This window comes from Limnospira indica PCC 8005, from assembly GCF_000973065.1.
Lineage (GTDB): Bacteria > Cyanobacteriota > Cyanobacteriia > Cyanobacteriales > Microcoleaceae > Limnospira > Limnospira fusiformis.
Genome location: NZ_FO818640.1, coordinates 1,056,528 through 1,073,886, shown reverse-complemented (window position 1 = coordinate 1,073,886; position 17,359 = coordinate 1,056,528). Strand labels below are relative to the sequence as shown.

26 protein-coding genes are annotated in these 17,359 nt (G+C 45.3%); 3 read left to right on the top strand and 23 right to left on the bottom strand.

Features of this window, described 5'->3' with window-relative positions; all coding sequences use genetic code 11:
• Positions 1-12: 12 nt before the first annotated feature.
• From rpsE to rplC, 17 genes are all read right to left on the bottom strand, one after another.
• Entirely contained in the window at positions 13-543 is a 531-nt protein-coding gene (gene rpsE, locus XZ46_RS04650; protein WP_006618084.1) for a 30S ribosomal protein S5, read from the bottom strand.
• Positions 544-593: 50 nt separating this feature from the next.
• Positions 594-956 (bottom strand): 50S ribosomal protein L18, encoded by a 363-nt coding sequence (gene rplR / locus XZ46_RS04645; RefSeq protein WP_006621329.1) that lies wholly within the window; start codon positions 954-956, stop codon positions 594-596.
• 3 nt (positions 957-959) lie between these two features.
• A complete protein-coding gene (rplF, locus tag XZ46_RS04640; RefSeq protein WP_006621330.1) occupies positions 960-1,499 on the bottom strand; it encodes a 50S ribosomal protein L6 in 540 nt (179 codons plus the stop codon).
• A 68-nt stretch (positions 1,500-1,567) separates the two neighbouring features.
• Positions 1,568-1,969 (bottom strand): 30S ribosomal protein S8, encoded by a 402-nt coding sequence (gene rpsH, locus XZ46_RS04635; protein WP_006621331.1) that lies wholly within the window; start codon positions 1,967-1,969, stop codon positions 1,568-1,570.
• A gap of 23 nt (positions 1,970-1,992) precedes the next feature.
• Positions 1,993-2,538: a 50S ribosomal protein L5 gene (rplE, locus tag XZ46_RS04630; protein ID WP_008057353.1), complete on the bottom strand. Its 546-nt coding sequence runs from the start codon at positions 2,536-2,538 to the stop codon at positions 1,993-1,995.
• Positions 2,539-2,667: 129 nt separating this feature from the next.
• Positions 2,668-3,024, bottom strand: coding sequence for a 50S ribosomal protein L24 (gene rplX / locus XZ46_RS04625; protein ID WP_006670296.1), 357 nt, complete (start codon positions 3,022-3,024; stop codon positions 2,668-2,670).
• Positions 3,025-3,027: 3 nt separating this feature from the next.
• The gene (gene rplN / locus XZ46_RS04620; RefSeq protein WP_006621334.1) at positions 3,028-3,396 is read right to left on the bottom strand and encodes a 50S ribosomal protein L14; all 369 of its coding nucleotides are present in this window, start codon (positions 3,394-3,396) and stop codon (positions 3,028-3,030) included.
• A gap of 56 nt (positions 3,397-3,452) precedes the next feature.
• Positions 3,453-3,701 (bottom strand): 30S ribosomal protein S17, encoded by a 249-nt coding sequence (gene rpsQ / locus XZ46_RS04615; RefSeq protein WP_006621335.1) that lies wholly within the window; start codon positions 3,699-3,701, stop codon positions 3,453-3,455.
• Positions 3,702-3,821: 120 nt separating this feature from the next.
• Positions 3,822-4,037 carry a 50S ribosomal protein L29 gene (rpmC, locus tag XZ46_RS04610; protein WP_006621336.1) on the bottom strand — a complete coding sequence of 72 codons (216 nt, stop codon included), beginning with the start codon at positions 4,035-4,037 and terminating at the stop codon, positions 3,822-3,824.
• A 53-nt stretch (positions 4,038-4,090) separates the two neighbouring features.
• Complete coding sequence (rplP, locus tag XZ46_RS04605) at positions 4,091-4,510, bottom strand: 50S ribosomal protein L16 (RefSeq protein WP_006618093.1); 420 nt, start codon at positions 4,508-4,510, stop codon at positions 4,091-4,093.
• Between the two features lie 110 nt (positions 4,511-4,620).
• On the bottom strand, positions 4,621-5,349 hold the full coding sequence (rpsC, locus tag XZ46_RS04600; RefSeq protein WP_008057354.1) for a 30S ribosomal protein S3: 729 nt from the start codon (positions 5,347-5,349) through the stop codon (positions 4,621-4,623).
• A gap of 107 nt (positions 5,350-5,456) precedes the next feature.
• Complete coding sequence (gene rplV, locus XZ46_RS04595) at positions 5,457-5,807, bottom strand: 50S ribosomal protein L22 (protein ID WP_006621338.1); 351 nt, start codon at positions 5,805-5,807, stop codon at positions 5,457-5,459.
• 209 nt (positions 5,808-6,016) lie between these two features.
• The gene (gene rpsS, locus XZ46_RS04590; RefSeq protein WP_006617591.1) at positions 6,017-6,295 is read right to left on the bottom strand and encodes a 30S ribosomal protein S19; all 279 of its coding nucleotides are present in this window, start codon (positions 6,293-6,295) and stop codon (positions 6,017-6,019) included.
• Positions 6,296-6,447: 152 nt separating this feature from the next.
• Positions 6,448-7,311, bottom strand: coding sequence for a 50S ribosomal protein L2 (gene rplB, locus XZ46_RS04585; protein ID WP_006621340.1), 864 nt, complete (start codon positions 7,309-7,311; stop codon positions 6,448-6,450).
• Between the two features lie 181 nt (positions 7,312-7,492).
• Positions 7,493-7,804, bottom strand: coding sequence for a 50S ribosomal protein L23 (locus tag XZ46_RS04580; RefSeq protein WP_006621341.1), 312 nt, complete (start codon positions 7,802-7,804; stop codon positions 7,493-7,495).
• Entirely contained in the window at positions 7,794-8,426 is a 633-nt protein-coding gene (gene rplD / locus XZ46_RS04575) for a 50S ribosomal protein L4 (protein WP_006621342.1), read from the bottom strand. The genes XZ46_RS04580 and rplD overlap by 11 nt, the downstream gene beginning before the upstream one ends.
• A gap of 19 nt (positions 8,427-8,445) precedes the next feature.
• Positions 8,446-9,135, bottom strand: coding sequence for a 50S ribosomal protein L3 (gene rplC / locus XZ46_RS04570; protein WP_006670976.1), 690 nt, complete (start codon positions 9,133-9,135; stop codon positions 8,446-8,448).
• 768 nt (positions 9,136-9,903) lie between these two features.
• Here rplC and XZ46_RS04565 point away from each other — a divergent pair.
• Both XZ46_RS04565 and XZ46_RS04560 read left to right on the top strand, forming a co-directional pair.
• Positions 9,904-10,203 carry a putative quinol monooxygenase gene (locus tag XZ46_RS04565; RefSeq protein ID WP_006621346.1) on the top strand — a complete coding sequence of 100 codons (300 nt, stop codon included), beginning with the start codon at positions 9,904-9,906 and terminating at the stop codon, positions 10,201-10,203.
• A gap of 17 nt (positions 10,204-10,220) precedes the next feature.
• Positions 10,221-11,618 carry a hypothetical protein gene (locus XZ46_RS04560; protein WP_228116484.1) on the top strand — a complete coding sequence of 466 codons (1,398 nt, stop codon included), beginning with the start codon at positions 10,221-10,223 and terminating at the stop codon, positions 11,616-11,618.
• A gap of 11 nt (positions 11,619-11,629) precedes the next feature.
• On the opposite strand, the gene XZ46_RS04555 is transcribed toward XZ46_RS04560, so the two are convergent.
• The 3 genes from XZ46_RS04555 to XZ46_RS04545 form a co-directional block, all read right to left on the bottom strand.
• Positions 11,630-13,072, bottom strand: a complete 1,443-nt coding sequence (locus XZ46_RS04555) for a sensor histidine kinase (protein WP_008057359.1) — start codon at positions 13,070-13,072, stop codon at positions 11,630-11,632.
• A 20-nt stretch (positions 13,073-13,092) separates the two neighbouring features.
• Entirely contained in the window at positions 13,093-13,770 is a 678-nt protein-coding gene (gene rppA, locus XZ46_RS04550; RefSeq protein ID WP_008057360.1) for a two-component system response regulator RppA, read from the bottom strand.
• Positions 13,771-13,902: 132 nt separating this feature from the next.
• A complete protein-coding gene (locus XZ46_RS04545; RefSeq protein WP_006617600.1) occupies positions 13,903-14,292 on the bottom strand; it encodes a NirD/YgiW/YdeI family stress tolerance protein in 390 nt (129 codons plus the stop codon).
• A gap of 141 nt (positions 14,293-14,433) precedes the next feature.
• On the opposite strand from XZ46_RS04545, the gene XZ46_RS04540 reads away from it, so the two are divergent.
• Positions 14,434-15,297, top strand: a complete 864-nt coding sequence (locus XZ46_RS04540; RefSeq protein WP_008057361.1) for a hypothetical protein — start codon at positions 14,434-14,436, stop codon at positions 15,295-15,297.
• Positions 15,298-15,385: 88 nt separating this feature from the next.
• Here the strand turns inward: XZ46_RS04540 and XZ46_RS04535 are convergent, their stop codons facing one another.
• From XZ46_RS04535 to XZ46_RS04525, 3 genes are all read right to left on the bottom strand, one after another.
• Positions 15,386-16,549, bottom strand: a complete 1,164-nt coding sequence (locus tag XZ46_RS04535) for a cupin domain-containing protein (protein ID WP_008057362.1) — start codon at positions 16,547-16,549, stop codon at positions 15,386-15,388.
• Between the two features lie 97 nt (positions 16,550-16,646).
• Positions 16,647-16,907 (bottom strand): hypothetical protein, encoded by a 261-nt coding sequence (locus XZ46_RS04530; RefSeq protein ID WP_008057363.1) that lies wholly within the window; start codon positions 16,905-16,907, stop codon positions 16,647-16,649.
• 105 nt (positions 16,908-17,012) lie between these two features.
• Complete coding sequence (locus tag XZ46_RS04525) at positions 17,013-17,336, bottom strand: hypothetical protein (protein WP_006621354.1); 324 nt, start codon at positions 17,334-17,336, stop codon at positions 17,013-17,015.
• Positions 17,337-17,359 lie beyond the last annotated feature (23 nt).

The window sequence follows — 17,359 nt, the reverse complement described above, 5'->3', positions numbered from 1 at the left end:
GTCCACTTATGATTAAGCATAAAGCTGTTCGATGGGGATGCCCCGTTCTTTAGCCACATCCGATAGGGTCCGCAATCCTGATAGAGCGTTAATGGTGGCGCGGGCGTTATTCAGGGGATTACTGGAGCCTAGCTGTTTAGCTAGAACGTTTTTAACCCCGGCTAGTTCTAGCACGGTGCGGACAGCACCCCCAGCGATTACCCCTGTACCAGGGGCAGCGGGTCTAACAATGACTTGGGCTCCGCCTCCCACACCATTGGCGGGGTGAGGTAGAGAGTTAGATTTGGTTAGGGGAATCTCGACGACATTTTTGCGGCCATCGGCGACACCTTTTTTGACGGCTCCGATGACATCTGCTGCTTTTCCGACACCGACACCCACCTGGCCTTTTTCGTTGCCGACGATAACAATGGCACGGAAGCTGAGTTTTTTACCGCCTTTAACTACTTTAGTTACACGGCGAATTTGAACAACCCGTTCTTGCCATTCGGATTCTTTTTCTTTGGTGCGAGTATTTTTTTTACGACGTTGCTGTTCTGCCATACTTTTAGTTCCTGATTGTTAAGGGCAATTATAAATTGCCCGTCAGCTTATTAAAATTCTAACCCGGCTTCTCTGGCTGCGTCTGCCAAGGCTTTAACGCGGCCGTGATAGATGTAACCTCCCCGGTCAAATACTACGCGCTCAATTCCTTTAGATAGGGAGCGTTTAGCGATTAATTGACCAACTTTAACAGAGGCATCACAGGTGGCCCCAGTTTTTAAGTCGGCAGTTATTTCGGGGTCTAAGGTAGACGCGGCAACTAAGGTGTGTTGCTGGCTATCGTCGATCACCTGTACATAGATGTGCTTGTGAGAGCGAAACACAGCCAATCTAGGACGCTCTGAAGTGCCTAGGACTTTGCGCCGAACTCGACGGTGACGGCGCTGACGGGAATCGTTACGAGTAAGTTTCATGATCTATTTTTTCCCTGCCTTACCAGCTTTACGTCTGACTTGTTCTCCGGCGTAGCGAATGCCCTTGCCTTTATAGGGTTCAGGGGGTCGCACGGCGCGAATTTTCGCAGCCATGTTGCCGACGAGTTCTTTATTAATTCCGCTAACAATCACATTGGTGTTATTTTCAACGGCTACGCTGCAACCTTCAGGGGGAACCATTTCCACCGGTTTGCTGTAGCCGACATTTAAGATCAGGTTTTTACCTTGAACCTGAGCCCGATATCCCACTCCTTGGATTTCCAGTCGCCGTTCAAATCCTTGGGAAACTCCATCCACCATGTTGGCTACCAGGGTGCGACAGAGACCATGACGCTGACGGGCGACTCGGGATTCATCCCGACGCTTAACGATTAGTGTGTCTTCTTCGAGGGAGAGGATCACTTCGTTGGGTAATACGCGGGAAAGCTCCCCTTTTGGTCCTTTGACTGTGACTTTTTGGCCGTCTAAGGTTAGGGTAACTTTGGCGGGAATCGGAATTGGACGCTTACCAATTCTAGACATAATCCTTGTTTAATGGTCGATGAGCAGTGTTTAGGGGTCTGCGGAGTGCGAGGCTGTGGGTAATGGATTTACCACACATAGCAAAGCACTTCTCCGCCTAAGCCCTGAAGGCGGGCTTCTCGGTCGGTCATTACCCCACGGGAGGTAGAAATGATCGCAATTCCAATTCCACCTAAAACCCGGGGGAGTTCTTTGCGGTTTTTGTAAACGCGCAAACCTGGACGGCTCACTCGTTTAAGGGTGCGGATTGTGGGGGTGCGGGTTTTGGTGTTGTATTTTAGTGAAACCACTAAATGTTTTTTGACACCAACACCTGCTTCTTCAAAGTTGGCAATAAAGCCTTCATCCTGGAGGACTTTGGCAATACTGCGGGTCATTTTGGTGGATGGAATTTCTGTGGTTTGATGCCGCGCCATGCAAGAGTTGCGGATGCGCGTTAACATATCTGCAATAGTGTCGTTCGTCGCCATAGTTGTCTCGTTATTTTACTGCCTCAGTTCTCCCGGAAGGGCATTCCCATTTCTTTAAGTAAAGCACGCCCTTCTTCATCTGTCTGGGCTGTGGTGACAATTGAAATATCCAGACCTCGAATTTGATCGATGCGATCGTAGTCGATTTCTGGGAAGATCAGTTGTTCTTTGACCCCCAGACTGTAGTTACCCCGACCGTCAAAACTTTTGGGACTAATGCCACGAAAGTCTCGAATGCGAGGTAGGGCTAGGTGAATTAGACGTTCCATAAAGGCATACATCCGATCAGAACGGAGTGTCACCATTACCCCAACGGGCATTCCTTGACGGATTTTAAAGCCGGCGATCGCTTTTTTAGCGCGGGTCACTACTGGTTTTTGTCCGGTAATAATCGCCAATTCATTAACTGAAGATTCCAGAGCCTTGGCATTTTGGGATGCTTCGCCCAGTCCTCGGTTAATGGTAACTTTAACAACCTTGGGAACCTGATGGATGTTCTCATATTTGAACTGTTCCATCAATTTAGGAACGATGGTTTCCTGATAGATGGTTTTGAGTGGAGATGTCATAGTTGCTGTCTGTCCTAAATACATTCCCTGGGCTTGGTCAGGGATAATCAAAACGAGTGTTTAACAGAGTCCACCTGTCCAGTCAGGGCTGGTGGGAAACCCGCCCCGGGGGAGAAAGTGTGCCATTGATTAATCAATAACTTCCCCGGTTTTTTTGAGCATTCTGACCTTGCGCCCGTCTTCCGTAAAGGTGTAGGAAATACGACTAGCGACTTTTTCTTTGGTCGAATACAGCATCACATTAGAACTGTGAATCGGAGCTTCAAAGTTGACAATACGGCCCCCTTCACCCTCTTGTTGAGGTTTAACGTGCTTGGTACGGACGTTAACATCTTTGACAACTACTTTACTCAATTTAGGTAGAGTGGATATCACCTCCCCAACTTTTCCTTTATCTCGTCCGGCAATTACCTGAACAGTATCCCCTTTTTTGACGTGCATTTTGTAGCCCCGGGGCGGAGCTAATTTGCGCTGACGCTTGGGCATAATTTAAAGTACCTCCGGTGCAAGGGAAACAATTTTAGTGAAATTTTTGTCCCGTAGTTCCCGTGCCACAGGTCCAAATACACGGGTTCCCCTGGGGTTGCCATCCTGGTTAATGATAACGGCTGCATTATCGTCAAAGCGAATACTCATACCGCTATCTCGGCGTAGTCCTTGGCGACTGCGAACAATGACAGCTCGAACGACATCGGATTTTTTGACGGCCATGTTGGGAATTGCATCTTTAACGACAGCGATGATGACATCACCAATAGTGCCGTAGCGACGATTCCCCCCACCCAGGACGCGGATACACATAAGTTTGCGCGCGCCGCTGTTATCTGCCACATTAAGTATGGACTGCTGTTGAATCATGGTATTGTCTCTGTAAGCGTAATTTGGGGTTCAAGATAAACAGAAACCGGTGAGAATTACTGGTTATTTTTGTTGATAATTTCAACTACATTCCAGCGTTTAGTGCGACTGAGGGGGCGGGTTTCTCGAATGCGAACCCGATCGCCTTCTTGACAAGTATTGTCTTCATCGTGGGCTTTATATCGTTTAGTATTAACGACAATTTTCCCATATTTAGGGTGAGGGGAGCGGTTTTCAATAGCTACCACCACAGTTTTTTGCATTTTATTGCTGACGACTACGCCAACTCTTTCTTTAACTGCCATGATTGTGAGAAATAAGAGATGAATGATTGTTTAGGTAATGGGTAATGGGTAATGGGTATTACTGACCAGTATTTCCCATTTCCTATTCCCTAGGGCCTTAGACTAATGAATTAGGGAATACTAAGCCGGACTTTGATTTGGAAGTTGTCGTTCCCTCTCCACGGTGAGTAACTGTGACAATCGATGTCGTGTGTGTCTAATTTCATGAGGTTTTTCCAAGCGTCCTGTAGCTTTCAGGAGGCGCAGATTAGCGAGTTGTTTTTTAATTTCCAGGATTTGCTCAGAGAGGTCATCATCATTTAACTGTCGGGCTTCTTCAATTTTAGAAAGAGCCATAATTATCTCCTCGGTACAATTAGCGGGCAGTTTTCAGGTCAATGCAATCAGTATTAGGACTGTGAATCTTCCCGTGTGAGAAACTTAGTCTTAATCGGGAGTTTAAAGGAGGCTAGGCGCATAGCTTCGCGGGCGACCTCTTCAGAAACACCTGCAATTTCAAACATGATGCGTCCAGGTTTAACAACAGCGACCCAGTATTCAGGGGCCCCTTTACCGGAACCCATACGGGTTTCTGCGGGACGCATAGTGACAGGTTTATCAGGGAATACACGAATCCAGATTTTCCCACCCCGGCGAATATAACGAGTCATTGCCCGACGGGCTGCTTCAATTTGGCGGGAGGTAATCCAAGAGGGTTCAAGGGCTTGTAGGGCAAAATCACCAAAGTTGATATTGTTGCCGCGAGTTGCCTGACCCCGCATTCGACCCCGCTGTTGTTTGCGGAATTTAGTTCTTCTTGGGCTTAACATGATCGCAAATAGTAGTGAGTGAAGTTAATGAGACAGAGGCGTACCCATGAGGGAGATAAGTGTTAGGTTTTGGGTTATGAACCTATCGAGATCGCGCCTACTAGAACTTTTTATGTATCACTAGACCGGTCATCATACTTTTGCCGTCTGGGTGTACGGCGACTTTTCGGCGCTCTTGTATTAGGTGCGGGGGTTTCTTCCTGACCGGGAATAATTTCTCCCTTAAACACCCAAACTTTGACACCGAGGATGCCGTAAATAGTGAGAGCGGTGCAGTAGGCATAGTCAATATCAGCTCGTAAGGTGTGTAGGGGAACACGACCTTCACGGGTCCACTCAGTCCGAGCAATTTCTGCTCCGTTCAAGCGGCCACTGACCTGGATTTTAATGCCTTCAATGCCAGCTTTTTGGGCGCGGGTAATAGCTTGGCGGACAACTCTACGGAAGGAAACCCGTTTTTCAAGTTGAGCGGCGATATTTTCAGCGATGAGGGTAGCATCAGCATCAACGCGGGACACTTCCACAACGTTAATGCGGATCTGGCGATTGCTGCCCAGTTCTTTCTGAAGTCCTTGGCGGAGGGAGTCAATTCCGGCACCACCACGACCAACTACCACACCCGGTCTAGCGGTTAGCACTTCCAGGTCAATTTGATCAGCTTTGCGTTCAATGCGAACATCTGAGATGCCAGCATTGCTGAGATTTTTCTGAATGTACTTACGGATGGTGTGGTCTTCCTGCAACAGTTGCGGATACTGACTAGCATCGGCAAACCAGCGAGATTTGTGTTCTTGGGTAACTCCAAGGCGGAAACCAATTGGATGTATTTTTTGTCCCATAGCAGCTTAATAATTTAGTCTGTACATAAAACGACCAGATAGGCGCTTATCCATGCAAGGTAAGGGTTTAATGCTTAACCCACTGACCCTGGGGAAGCTAGGAGTTGTTATTGGGCTTCCGCGACGGTCACGGTAATGTGACAGGTGGGTTTGCGAATGGGATAGGCTCGACCTTGGGCGCGAGGGCGGTAGCGTTTAAGGCTTGGTCCGGCATCGGCGAAGGCTTGGGAAACGATGAGAGTGGCGGGGTCTAAACCCTGGTTATGTTCAGCGTTAGCAACAGCCGATCGCAGAACTTTCAAGACAGGAGTACAGGCGCGGTAGGGCATAAACTCCAGGATAATCAGGGCTTCGCGATAGCTACGTCCGCGAATTTGATCAAGTACCCGCCGGACTTTTGATGGGGACATTCTGATGTAACGAGCGATCGCTTTTACTTCTGAGTTGGAACTAGCCATATCTTTCTCCTTGATTCGGGCGTGATGTAGGTGTGGTTTAGGGTCGCTCAACCCAGAAATTGTCAGGGCGCTTTGGACTTGGGCGGGTTTCTCAAAACACGCTTTGGGGAATTAAGGTTACGGGCAGAACCAGCCCCAGCCGCGTTTTTTCCGAAAATACCGCATAATCCGCCGCTACTCCACAGTCCTACAGGCGAACGAAGCGCCGCTTATCGGCGAGCTTTTTTATCACTTTTAGCGTGACCTCGGAATGTCCGAGTGGGAGCAAATTCTCCCAATTTATGTCCCACCATTTGTTCGTTAACAAATACAGGGACGTGCTGACGGCCGTTATGAACAGCGATAGTATGACCAACCATTTGGGGAACAATGGTGGAGGAGCGCGACCAAGTTTTGATCACTTCCTTACGATTGTCAGCGTTGAGTTTTTCGATTTTGACGAGCAGATGATCGGCCACAAATGGACCTTTTTTGAGCGATCGAGACATGGTATATGTTTAGGATTCCAATGGTGATCTAGGCTGTGGGCGGAGGCTACCCATTACCCTTTGGGCAGGGTAGGGGTGGGGGGCTTAGTCCGATTTTCTTTTGATGCCTTTACCAGGAATGCAGCCAGATAGCAGTCTGCAAGGCTTGGCGATTAGCTCTGACGGCCACCTTTGCCTCGTTTCGAGGATTTCCGACGACGGCGAACAATTAAAGCAGTGCTGCGTTTTTTCTTGTTTCTGGTTTTCGCTCCCAGGGCTGGTTTACCCCAAGGCGTAACCGGGCCACTGCGACCAATGGGGGCGCGTCCTTCACCACCACCGTGGGGGTGATCAACAGGGTTCATAACACTACCGCGCACGGTGGGACGTTTACCCAACCAGCGATTACGTCCAGCCTTACCAATGCTGATATTTCTGGCATCCACATTACCCACTTGTCCAATCGTCGCATAGCAACGGGCGGGGATTTTCCGTTGTTCACCAGATGGCAGTTTCAGGGTTACATAATCCCCTTCTTTAGCCATAATCTGAGCCGAGGCTCCGGCTGCTCTCACCATTTGTCCGCCTTTACCGGGAATCATTTCCACGTTGTGGATTGATGTACCCAAGGGAATGTGGGATAGGGGGAGAGCGTTACCCACTTCAATGGGGGCATCAGGTCCAGATATAACCACAGTCCCGACAGCCAAGCCTACAGGGTGGAGAATATAGCGTTTTTCGCCATCCACATAGTTAAGTAGGGCAATTCTGGCGTTACGGTTGGGGTCGTATTCAATCTCAGCGACTTTAGCGGGTACATTATGTTTATCCCGGCGAAAGTCAATAATCCGATATAGTTTTTTATGTCCACCACCCCTATGGCGACAGGTAATCACACCGCGATTATTACGACCTTTAAGGCGGTGTTTAGAGACGGTTAGGGATTTTTCCGGCTCGGATCTAGTAATTTCTGTAAATTCCGAGACAGTATGTTGGCGTGTGCTTGGGGTATAAGGTCGGTAAGAACGAATTGCCATATAGTCGATCCTATGTCTGTTTCTGTGGAAGTTAGAGATCTAGATTTCTGGATAGGGAAAGAAAACTCGATCGCCCTTCATGTCGGTGTTCAATAATTACCAGGGTAAAGGTGGGTTCTCGGTGCCGCTTTTTTTTGATAGTTATTCAGAAGGTGGCACACCCGCGTTTTACCCGACACCATTAAACTTCAGGGAAGAGGACTTTTCTCAAGGCTTCCCCATCTTCCAGGGTAACGATCGCTCTTTTATAGCGAGGTTTGTACCCGACGAAACGGCCGACCCTACGTCGTCGCCGGGGAGGATTCTGGGTATTAACACTCAAAACCTTAACTGGAAATAGCAGTTCAACTGCCGCCTTAATAGTTGGTTTATCCGCCCTAGGATCCACATCAAAAGTAAACTGATTCAACTCCATTTGAATTGTGGCTTTTTCAGTTACAATTGGTCGTCGGATCACATCAGCTAAATCACGGGTTTTAAACTCAGTCACCATAAACCTCCTGAATTTTCGCCAGGGCATTAGCAGTGGTTACTATTTTGTCTGCTGCCAGAACATCATAGACATTCAAGCTATCTGCCAGACAAATTCTAATTTTCGCCACATTCCGACCCGACAAATAGACGTTTTCTTGTTTTTCAGGTAGTACCAGCAGCACTTTAGCTTCTGGTGAAACTCCCCAACGTGCCAAAGCATCTGTCAAGTCTTTAGTTTTAGGACGTGGCAGTTGCGTCACAAATTCTTCCACCACCACGATATCCTCTGCCCTACTCTGAAACGCCGTTCTCAAAGCCAACCGACGTTCTTTGCGGTTCATTTTGACGCTGTAATCTCTCGGTTTTGGCCCAAAGATCACACCACCACCGCGCCATAGTGGAGAACGAATTGAACCTGCCCTTGCCCGTCCTGTTCCTTTTTGTCTCCAGGGTTTACGGCCACCGCCTCGCACTTCTGAGCGAGTTTTGGTGCTGGCTGTTCCCTGTCTGGCTGCCGCCTGCTGACGTACTAAGGCTCTATGGACGATGTGGGAGGCATTTTCTTCTTTAGCAACTTTTAGTTCCAGGGTAGTCTGTCCGACTTCTTCCCCTTCCCAGTTGCGAATTACACAGTCAACCATTTTTCCCCCTGTCTTCTCTCTACTTGCCACCCACCAGGTTGGCTGGTTTGATATTAAGCAAGCCACCGGGTTTGCCGGGGATTGATCCTTTAATTAGCAACAGGTTCCTTTCTAGGTCTATCCGCACGATAGTCAGCTTCCTAGTAGTAATCTGTTTCCCGCCATAACGTCCCGCCATTTTTTTGCCGGGATAAACGCGCCCTGGTGTGGTTCCGGGTCCGATGGAACCTGGTAGGCGGTGGTTTTTGGAACCGTGAGCCATTGGTCCGCGTCGGAAGTTATTACGTTTTTGGTTTCCCGCAAAACCCCGACCCATGCTAATGCCCGTCACATCTACCATTTGTCCGAGTTCAAAGGTATCTACTTTGATTTCCTGACCTAGTTCAAAGTTATCGGTACTTTCTAGCCGATATTCTTTAAGGTGACGAACTAAGGGGCTGTTAGATTTGGTTAGGTGTCCCTGTTCAGCATGGCTGAGGTATTTATTAACCTCTTTGTCTGGGGATTTTCGGGTGTTTAATTTCCGGGTTTTGTTAGGAACTTCACCATAACCTAGCTGGATGGCCGTATAGCCATCGGTGGCTTCGGTCTTCACTTGGGTGATTGTGCATGGCCCGGCTTGAACTACGGTGACGGGAATCGCTTTTCCTGTCTCTGCGTCAAATACCTGAGTCATGCCTAGCTTGGTGCCGAGGATACCTACAGACACTTAAACTGGCCTCTCTTTTCTACGCATTACAATAGGGCGGAATTTTCCACTGACTAAATCATGGTTAACCCGCCAGTTAACGATGCTTGTGGCATCATAATTTAAACCCGATTTTGGGCAGGCAAACCGACCGTCTTTCCGGCTCAGGAGCAAGGATAGACGTGCTTGGTTGCCTGGAAGTATTTCAGGCTATCAACTTGTTTAAGCTGTTCCCAGACTGAAGCATAAGCCCCAGTGCGGCCCGATGTCGCTAGGACTTGAGCAGATATCTACTCAGTATCCGTTTCTGTTGCTCAGGGTCAAACTAGCATCAGGTTTGACCCAGTTTACTGTTGGCGCTTGGCAAGTTCGGCGAAGCTGCTGTAGCTTAAAGCCATTGATGTCTTATGAGAAGTTCTCACTATAGGGTTGTATCTGCTTGGCAGATCCTATAGGTTAGCTATCCCTACTCCAACAGTTATGCTGCAATTTGATCACGATTCTTGATTGTATGTGATATCTGTGCTTTCGTCAAGTCTATTTTTAACATTTATGATCTGGCTCTATGACGATCGCATTTTGGGGAATGATAGAAGGGGAGGTGCGTATGCCGAAGCCTTTGGGGAAAACAGCCGACCTTCTGCTGGGGGGGGAGTGCTATTTATTTAAGGTTCGCCGATCTTGGCGGCGGGTGAGCGCTAACTATCACCCCTAGTACAAGCTATCTTAGAGACCAAAGCGGCTTTGTGGGTAGCTTTGGGTAAGTCTTAACTATAAGGAACGCTGGCCATGAGTCAATTAACAGTTGTCGCGAGAATCAAAGCTAAAGCCGGAGTAGAAGAGACAGTTCATCAGGAGTTACTGAAACTAATTCCGCTGACTTTAGCTGAAAGTGGATGTCTAAATTATGATTTACATCGGTCGATTGATGATCCGACTTTATTTTTGTTCTATGAGAATTGGGAAAGTCGTTTGTTGTGGGAACAACACATGGCGACCGAGCATATTAAAATATTCCGGGAAAATACAGAAGGTTTCATCGAAAAGCTGGATATTGATTTATGGACGCTTGAGGGTAATCTAGGATGAAGTCGTTTAAATCTGTTTTGACTAGTTGTCTAATTCCAGCCATGGCTTTGCTGACGGGAAATGTGGCGATCGCTCAGACTGTGGAACCGGATCAGTTGACCATTGCTGGCGATCGCACCACCAAACAAGTCCGCCAGCTTTATATTAGAACCGATAGCGCCGTCAGAGATTTACAGGTGCTTCCGTTTGACCTGAATGGAACTAATGGGGTATCGGTGTTTCCTGGGGCAGCCATCGCCGCCGGAGAAATACAGCCAATTCTGGGTAAGGCGAATGAGGTGATTGTACCCGTGGAGTTTAATTTACGCCAGGCTCCTGATAGTGGTGAATTTGTGGGAACTGTGCGCCTAAGTTACTCTGGGGGACAACTGGCGATTCCGGTGACGTTAAGGGTTAAGGATCATTGGTTTTTACCGCTGGTAATGCTGGTATTTGGGACAGGATTAGGAATTGTCATCTCTGCTTATCGCGACCAAGGACGACCGAGAGATCAGATTTTGATGCGGGTAGGACAGGTTTATGCTCAGATGGAGGAAGACCCAGATCTTGAGAAGGCTAAGGCGTTTAAGGGTCGCATCAATGCTTATTTAGTTGAAGTGAAGATGGAACTTCAGGGGGAACGCTGGGAAGAGGCGGCGCTGATTATTGATCGCGCTGAGGGAACTTGGCGACGTTGGGTGATGGGAAGGTCTGATTGGTTGGCGCAGTTTGAATATAGCGATCGCCTCAAGCAGAAGTTAGAGGATTATGATGCTACCACTACCTTTGTGCGGATGGTAAGCTGGGATTTGGATGATGCTCTGAACACTGCGCCAGAGTTGGAAGGTCCGCCTCAATTGCGCGAGAAGTTGGAGGCGATCGCCAAACAAATTAACAGTTATGCTCCTTTAAAAAAGGATATTGAGGAACTACAAAAACGCCTCCCCGTTGAAACTGATGATGACCAAAAGCCTCTGGCTGCAATTATTCGCCAACTCGATCGCCAGGTTGACCGTTTAACCCCCATGGAGTTACAAAAAGATGAAACTGTCGGTCGTCAGTTAGAACAGCTAAAGGTTCAGGTAGATGAACAAAGTCTGGCTGAGTCGGATTTGGTTTCTAAAGGATTAGGATTTATGTCCGGTTTGTCTTTAGTGGCTCTCCCTCCGGCTACTCATTACAACGCTTCTTGGAGTGAACAAGCAGTGTCCGCAAATTTGCGGATTAGAGCCTTTGTTTGGACGAGTTATGTGTTGGCGGTGGTGCTATTAGCCGGAGCCGGTTTTACTGAGTTATATGTGGCAAATTCGACTTTTGGCGCTAACCCTTCTCGGGACTATTTTACTCTCATGGCTTGGGGTTTTGGGGCGGAAGCGACCAGGGATGCGATCGCTAAGGTGGTTCAGAGTTGGGGTTTACCCGGCTTGAAGTCTTAGGAGTTACTCAATTAGTGGATCCGGGGCAATTTTATCGTAAATTTAGTACCTTCATTTAGGGTACTAACTACGCTAATTTCGCCCCCATGAGCCTCGACAATTTGTTGGGCGATCGCTAATCCTAATCCCCAACCACCGGAGGCTTTAGAACGCTTTAAATCCGCTCGATAAAATCGCTCAAACACATGAGGCAATGCTTCAGCCGCAATGCCAATTCCAGAGTCTTCCACCTCGAATATAGCATATTTTTCCGAGTTGTGCAAGTTAATTTTAATAATTCCTCCGGGGGGAGTGTAGCGACTAGCGTTGCTGAGAAGGTTGGTGATCACTTGTTTTAATAAACTGCGATCGGCTAATACCCAAACGGGGGTTAATGGTAGGTTAGTTATTAATTCTAATGATTGACTTTTGAGGGGAGTTATCCACTCCGAGGCGATCGCCAATAGCAGTTGATTGACATTGACTTTTTGTATAGACTCAGGTGCTAGTAAGCCTTCATGTCTGGCGAGAAATAATAAATCACTGACCAAGGAACTCATCTGTTTAGTAGTTTTGACGATGTTTTCCAGTCTTCGATGTAATGATGGGGGGATTTCATCCACATCATCTAATTCTAGTAAAGCCACCTGAGCATTACTTAATACAGCCGCTAAAGGCGCTCTTAATTCATGGGAAGCATTAGCGGTAAATCTTTGCAGTTGGTCACAAACATTTTCCAAACGTTGATTGGTGACTTTCAAGTTAATTTGTCTCTGGGATAATTCTTGTTCTAAGTTAGAGAAAAGATGAATAGTAAACATAGTAGCGATCGCACTAATTACCCCAGAAAAACATAAGAAAATCCAGGTTAATTGTCGATACTCATCTCGATGTTGGATGCGTTCAATTAGTAGCTTTTCTTCATTTTCGGCAAAGATATCAATAGCTTGACGTGCTTGATTCATCGTTTCTTGACCTTTAGCCAGCCAATCATATAAAGACTCGATGGGTACTAAAGTATCATTTTGTCCGCGAATCCTAATTAATTCTTGTTGGAGGATTATTTTTTTTTCAAAATTAGCGATATTTTCATCAATATAAAACCTGACATCTTCCAAGTATTCTGATTGTTCAGCATTGTCTTGTACCAAATCTTGTAAAGTGTCTAAAACTCGAGGAATTCTACTTTTAGCATGATGATAACGCTCTAAAAACTCATCTCGTTGAGTCAGTCCATATCCCCTCACCCCCGTTTCCGCATCAAGTAAAGCGTTTAAAAGTTGTTTAGTTTCTAATCTAACATTCTGGGTATGTTGTACCCAAGCCTCGTCTTCAATTATGTGAAATTTCAACCAAGAAAAGGCTAACAATACTATCAATAAACAACTCACGGGAATCGCAATAATTGCTGTACCCCGCCATTTAATCGGTAGAGATAGCCAACGTTTTTGGAGTTTGGTAATTAGCTTAACCATAGATATATATTATTTAATCTTTAATCTGTCCGAGGCTCGAGACGATAACCCATACCATAAACCGTTTCAATCCAACTGTCAATTTCTATGGCTTTCAGGGTTTTACGCAGTCGTTTAACTCTCGCTACTACCGCATTGCTTTCCGGTTCTTCTCCCCATTCCCAGAGTGCTTGTTCTATTTGATTATGAGTGAGAACTTGGTGGGGGTGACGCATCATATATTCTAAGAGTTGAAAGTCGCGACTTTTCAGCTTTAAGCTATCATTCCCCCATGTTAAAATCATAGTATCGAGATTTAATGATAATCCTTTGACTGCTAATATATCCCCCACCCAAAGAGGCGATCGCCTTCTTAAAGCTCTAATTCTAGCTAACAATTCTTGTAGGTCTACTGGTTTAACTAAATAATCATCTGCGCCAGCGTCTAGTCCCATAACTTTATCAGCCGTCGTATCTTTAGCTGTCAGCATTAACACTGGTGATGTTTTCCCCATTTGGCGATAATTTTCACATAAAATAATACCATCTTCTCCCGGTAACATCCAATCTAAAATCAACAGATCATACTCGGTTTCATTCATTAACCACAAGGCGGTTGTGCCATCTTCTACCCCATCAACAATATGTCCATAACGAGTTAAAGCTGCATGAATTGGCTCCCGTTGTTCTGGATCATCTTCTACCAATAAAATCCGCATTTTTACCTATACCAAAATAGACCATATATAGTTATTATATTAATAGCTAAATTTTGGCAGCAACGTCAAGCCATCCCCTCCCGGTGAGGGAGAGGACAGGAATTGACGGTAATTAATGCTTATGAACTGTTGTTATCGAGAGCTTTGGGAAGCAGAATTCCGTCTTCTGTAACCACCTGACCAAGGTGGGGGACCCTGTGGATCGCGAATAAAAATCACTTCGCCATTACTGCGAGTAATAGTGAAAGCATCAAAGTCATAGTCATCATATTTACCTGTGACTGTGACCTGTTCTCCGGGTTGTAAATTCAGTTGATGATGGCGCATGGGTCCAGCATCAACAATAATTTGTCCAGTTCCGTCGTCTAAGATAAAGTCATTACCTACAACACTGCGAATTGTACCAGATATAGTCACTCCTGAATGACGCTGTAAATTTTGAATAGAAACTTGTGCATTCGCGGCTGGAACCCCTATCGTTAATAGTGCGGAAGTTAGTAAGGCTGTAATAGTTGCTTTCATAAGATTTGATGGCCACTGCACTACCCTACATAGTAAACTGCAAATATGACCAAAAAATGACGGCGGCTAATTGGTGATCAGCATTACAGTTATGATTAACTTGGGTGATAATATTAACTATACCTACGGGATGATTGAACTATGGCTAAAATTGCTAAAATTGGCTCGGTTTTGGGAGTTGATGAACAAGGCTTTATTATTCGGAAAGCTAATATTGACAAAATTGTGGAACCTTGGCGATCGCTAGTTGATGAAATTGTCACAGCTTATCTTAATCATTGGTCTGACCAAGTTCATAACATTTATATTCGCGGGTCTGTCGCTGTAGGACAAGCTATTCCCTTCATTTCTGATGTTGATAGTTTCGCCGTGGTTTCCGGGAATTATCAAGACTGCGATCGCCATTGGTTTGATGGTTTTAATCAGCACGTTAGACCAAAATATCCCTTCTGTAAGGGAGTCGAATTGTCACCTATTTCAGGCGATCGCTTACGGGATTTTGATGATTATGGTTATGGGGGTTTGCGAATGCTAATTGTCACTCAAGCCGCCTGTGTTTACGGACAAGATATCTCCCCAGAATTGCCAAAGTTTAAGCCTGATATCGATGCGGTTAGTCATGCTTTTGATTTGTCCGAAGATATCCAGGAAGTCAGTTTTGACCTATTATATACAACCCCTCAAAAGCCACCTAATGAACAAACTGCTTATGTTCATAAACTCGGTCAGTGGATTATGAAAAGGATCCTCCGGTCTGGCTTAGAAATTGTCATGGAACGTCATCAATGTTATACCCGTGATTTATATCCTTGTTATCAGATTTTTTCCGAATATTATCCCGCACAAAAAACACTCATGTATCAAGCCTTAAATTGGTCAATTAATCCCCTTAATTCACCCCAGGAAATTGTCGATTTTTTGGCAACTTTTGGTTCTTGGTTGGTCGCCGAAATTGATCACGTTTATCCTCCCCAAATTTCCGATGATTTCCTCTTGACAAACTAGCCGACTTGCTCTATTATATTATCATGGGAAAATGTGCCGGCATATATAATGGTTTTTCAACCCAAAAGCAGTGATTAATAAACGCCGTTTATGGATGGGAGATAACCAGCAAAATTCCAGCTTTAACCAAACGCGACAGTAGGGGAACAATTTCTGTATCCCAGTCAAAATCTTGTAACCATTGTTGTATGTCTAAGCCACTAAATTCTGTGGATGTAAAAATTTTCTCTAATATATGTTGGTCAAGTCCGGTCAGAGATATTTTCTTACCCCCAGTTTTAATTTCAAATTTACCCGTGGGAGTTAATTGCGTAATATAGACGGGTTGTTGAGGACGATAGAATTTAGTTTCCTGACCTTGGGGGAAGATATCATAGCCAATTTGACTGGGAAAGCCTAATTGTAAGTCGGGTTGTCCTTGTAAAAGTTGTTCATCTAAATAGCGATTAATTAAATCCTCTGACTCTAATATCTCTAGCCAGTTTTGGACTAGGTTTTGTAGATGTTGGCGACAGTTTTCTCGATGGGATTTATTTAATAAAGGTAAATTTTTGCGCCATTGTGGATGTTGTTGCAATTGACTGGTTAACCAATCACTAAAATCAATACCAGTTTGACAGTCAATTCCTAGGGTTAAATGCAAAGAAGGTTCATCAATTGCGATCGCATAATGCCAATGTCCACGGGGTATATAAAGCAGATCGCCAGGGTTAATAATTGCGTCTATATAGGGTTGAGTATCAGGGGGAGAAAACTGGGAAGATCGATTTTCACTCAGGGGATAAATAAAGGTATCTGAAAAAACTCGCCAGTGTTTTCTACCGGAAATTTGCAGGATGAAAACTTCGTGGGAGTCGTAATGACAAGCAAAGCCTTGATGTCCGGGAAATGAACAATAACTATTGACTTGGCTACGATGTCCGATTTCTATGCGTAATAAGGCTACCATTTTGGCGATCGCTTCTATTTTTTCATGAAGTCGATCTATAATGAGAGTAGCACCTTCCTGACATTGTTTAATTATCTGTTCATTGTTGGTAATTTCTGGCAAAGTTTCCCCAGTTTTAGCTAATCTGATTTCTGGGTGTTTTAAGGGATAATAGTTGAGTAAATTATTGAGTTTTTGCCAGGAAAACAAATCGGCAAATTTTTGATGATTATCACCCGGAATTAGCACAGCTTTTTCAGTCCAATATTTATCGAAAAATTCGCTAATTGGTAAAGGGTGTAATAATTCGGTTAAGGTCTGCATTGATAGATAGAAAACGAGATTTTACTAACCTTATGGGGGACGATTAATCCCCCTAAGTATAGCCGCCATTGACAACAGTTAAAGGCTGATAATTTAGTTAAGACCATCTGTGACGACGGTTACGGGAAGCACTACCCCTATCATTATCATAGTCATAATCGACATCATTATCCCGATCTGAATCAGCTAGTAAATTAGCATCCTCTCCAGGTAAGATATTCGGTAGGTCTTCAATGTCTATCTGAATCCGATTTACGAGGGTTGATGATGGGGGATTTATCGCAGCTTGACCAGCTTCAGCAAAACCGATAATAGCGGCAAAGGATAACAGGGTCGCAATTTTCCAGGAAGGTTTCATCGAAGCATCTCCTAAAGAGTTAAATTTGAGTATTGAGATGGTAATTTATGATTACCCTAAGTATAGCCTAAATTGACAAATTTATCAATGTTTATCAAGTGGTGACTATCTTTGACGACGACCAGCATTAGGACGGTTAACACGGCGGGGAGTTTGACCATTAAAACGACCAGCATTAGGACGACGAACTCGGCGGGAATTCCGACCTCGATCATTGTCATAATTAAAATCGCGATCGCTATTATTAAAACGATTTGCTAGTAAATTAGCATCCTCCCTAGGTAAGATATTGGGTAGGTCTTCAATGTCTATCTCAATCCGATTTACGAGGGTTGGTGATGGGGGATTTATGGCAGCTTGACCAGCTTCAGCAAAACCGATAATAGCAGCAAAGGATAACAGGGTCGCAATTTTCCAGGAAGGTTTCATCGAAGGATCTCCTAAATTAATTA

What these genes read in the sequence shown, in the direction of transcription:
- rpsE (WP_006618084.1), bottom strand. Translation starts at nt 543, where the DNA reads ATGGCAGAACAGCAACGTCGTAAAAAAAATACTCGCACCAAAGAAAAA.
- rplR (WP_006621329.1), bottom strand. Translation starts at nt 956, where the DNA reads ATGAAACTTACTCGTAACGATTCCCGTCAGCGCCGTCACCGTCGAGTT.
- rplF (WP_006621330.1), bottom strand. Translation starts at nt 1,499, where the DNA reads ATGTCTAGAATTGGTAAGCGTCCAATTCCGATTCCCGCCAAAGTTACC.
- rpsH (WP_006621331.1), bottom strand. Translation starts at nt 1,969, where the DNA reads ATGGCGACGAACGACACTATTGCAGATATGTTAACGCGCATCCGCAAC.
- rplE (WP_008057353.1), bottom strand. Translation starts at nt 2,538, where the DNA reads ATGACATCTCCACTCAAAACCATCTATCAGGAAACCATCGTTCCTAAA.
- rplX (WP_006670296.1), bottom strand. Translation starts at nt 3,024, where the DNA reads ATGCCCAAGCGTCAGCGCAAATTAGCTCCGCCCCGGGGCTACAAAATG.
- rplN (WP_006621334.1), bottom strand. Translation starts at nt 3,396, where the DNA reads ATGATTCAACAGCAGTCCATACTTAATGTGGCAGATAACAGCGGCGCG.
- rpsQ (WP_006621335.1), bottom strand. Translation starts at nt 3,701, where the DNA reads ATGGCAGTTAAAGAAAGAGTTGGCGTAGTCGTCAGCAATAAAATGCAA.
- rpmC (WP_006621336.1), bottom strand. Translation starts at nt 4,037, where the DNA reads ATGGCTCTTTCTAAAATTGAAGAAGCCCGACAGTTAAATGATGATGAC.
- rplP (WP_006618093.1), bottom strand. Translation starts at nt 4,510, where the DNA reads ATGTTAAGCCCAAGAAGAACTAAATTCCGCAAACAACAGCGGGGTCGA.
- rpsC (WP_008057354.1), bottom strand. Translation starts at nt 5,349, where the DNA reads ATGGGACAAAAAATACATCCAATTGGTTTCCGCCTTGGAGTTACCCAA.
- rplV (WP_006621338.1), bottom strand. Translation starts at nt 5,807, where the DNA reads ATGGCTAGTTCCAACTCAGAAGTAAAAGCGATCGCTCGTTACATCAGA.
- rpsS (WP_006617591.1), bottom strand. Translation starts at nt 6,295, where the DNA reads ATGTCTCGATCGCTCAAAAAAGGTCCATTTGTGGCCGATCATCTGCTC.
- rplB (WP_006621340.1), bottom strand. Translation starts at nt 7,311, where the DNA reads ATGGCAATTCGTTCTTACCGACCTTATACCCCAAGCACACGCCAACAT.
- XZ46_RS04580 (WP_006621341.1), bottom strand. Translation starts at nt 7,804, where the DNA reads ATGGTGACTGAGTTTAAAACCCGTGATTTAGCTGATGTGATCCGACGA.
- rplD (WP_006621342.1), bottom strand. Translation starts at nt 8,426, where the DNA reads ATGGTTGACTGTGTAATTCGCAACTGGGAAGGGGAAGAAGTCGGACAG.
- XZ46_RS04565 (WP_006621346.1), top strand. Translation starts at nt 9,904, where the DNA reads ATGAGTCAATTAACAGTTGTCGCGAGAATCAAAGCTAAAGCCGGAGTA.
- XZ46_RS04555 (WP_008057359.1), bottom strand. Translation starts at nt 13,072, where the DNA reads ATGGTTAAGCTAATTACCAAACTCCAAAAACGTTGGCTATCTCTACCG.
- rppA (WP_008057360.1), bottom strand. Translation starts at nt 13,770, where the DNA reads ATGCGGATTTTATTGGTAGAAGATGATCCAGAACAACGGGAGCCAATT.
- XZ46_RS04545 (WP_006617600.1), bottom strand. Translation starts at nt 14,292, where the DNA reads ATGAAAGCAACTATTACAGCCTTACTAACTTCCGCACTATTAACGATA.
- XZ46_RS04540 (WP_008057361.1), top strand. Translation starts at nt 14,434, where the DNA reads ATGGCTAAAATTGCTAAAATTGGCTCGGTTTTGGGAGTTGATGAACAA.
- XZ46_RS04535 (WP_008057362.1), bottom strand. Translation starts at nt 16,549, where the DNA reads ATGCAGACCTTAACCGAATTATTACACCCTTTACCAATTAGCGAATTT.
- XZ46_RS04530 (WP_008057363.1), bottom strand. Translation starts at nt 16,907, where the DNA reads ATGAAACCTTCCTGGAAAATTGCGACCCTGTTATCCTTTGCCGCTATT.
- XZ46_RS04525 (WP_006621354.1), bottom strand. Translation starts at nt 17,336, where the DNA reads ATGAAACCTTCCTGGAAAATTGCGACCCTGTTATCCTTTGCTGCTATT.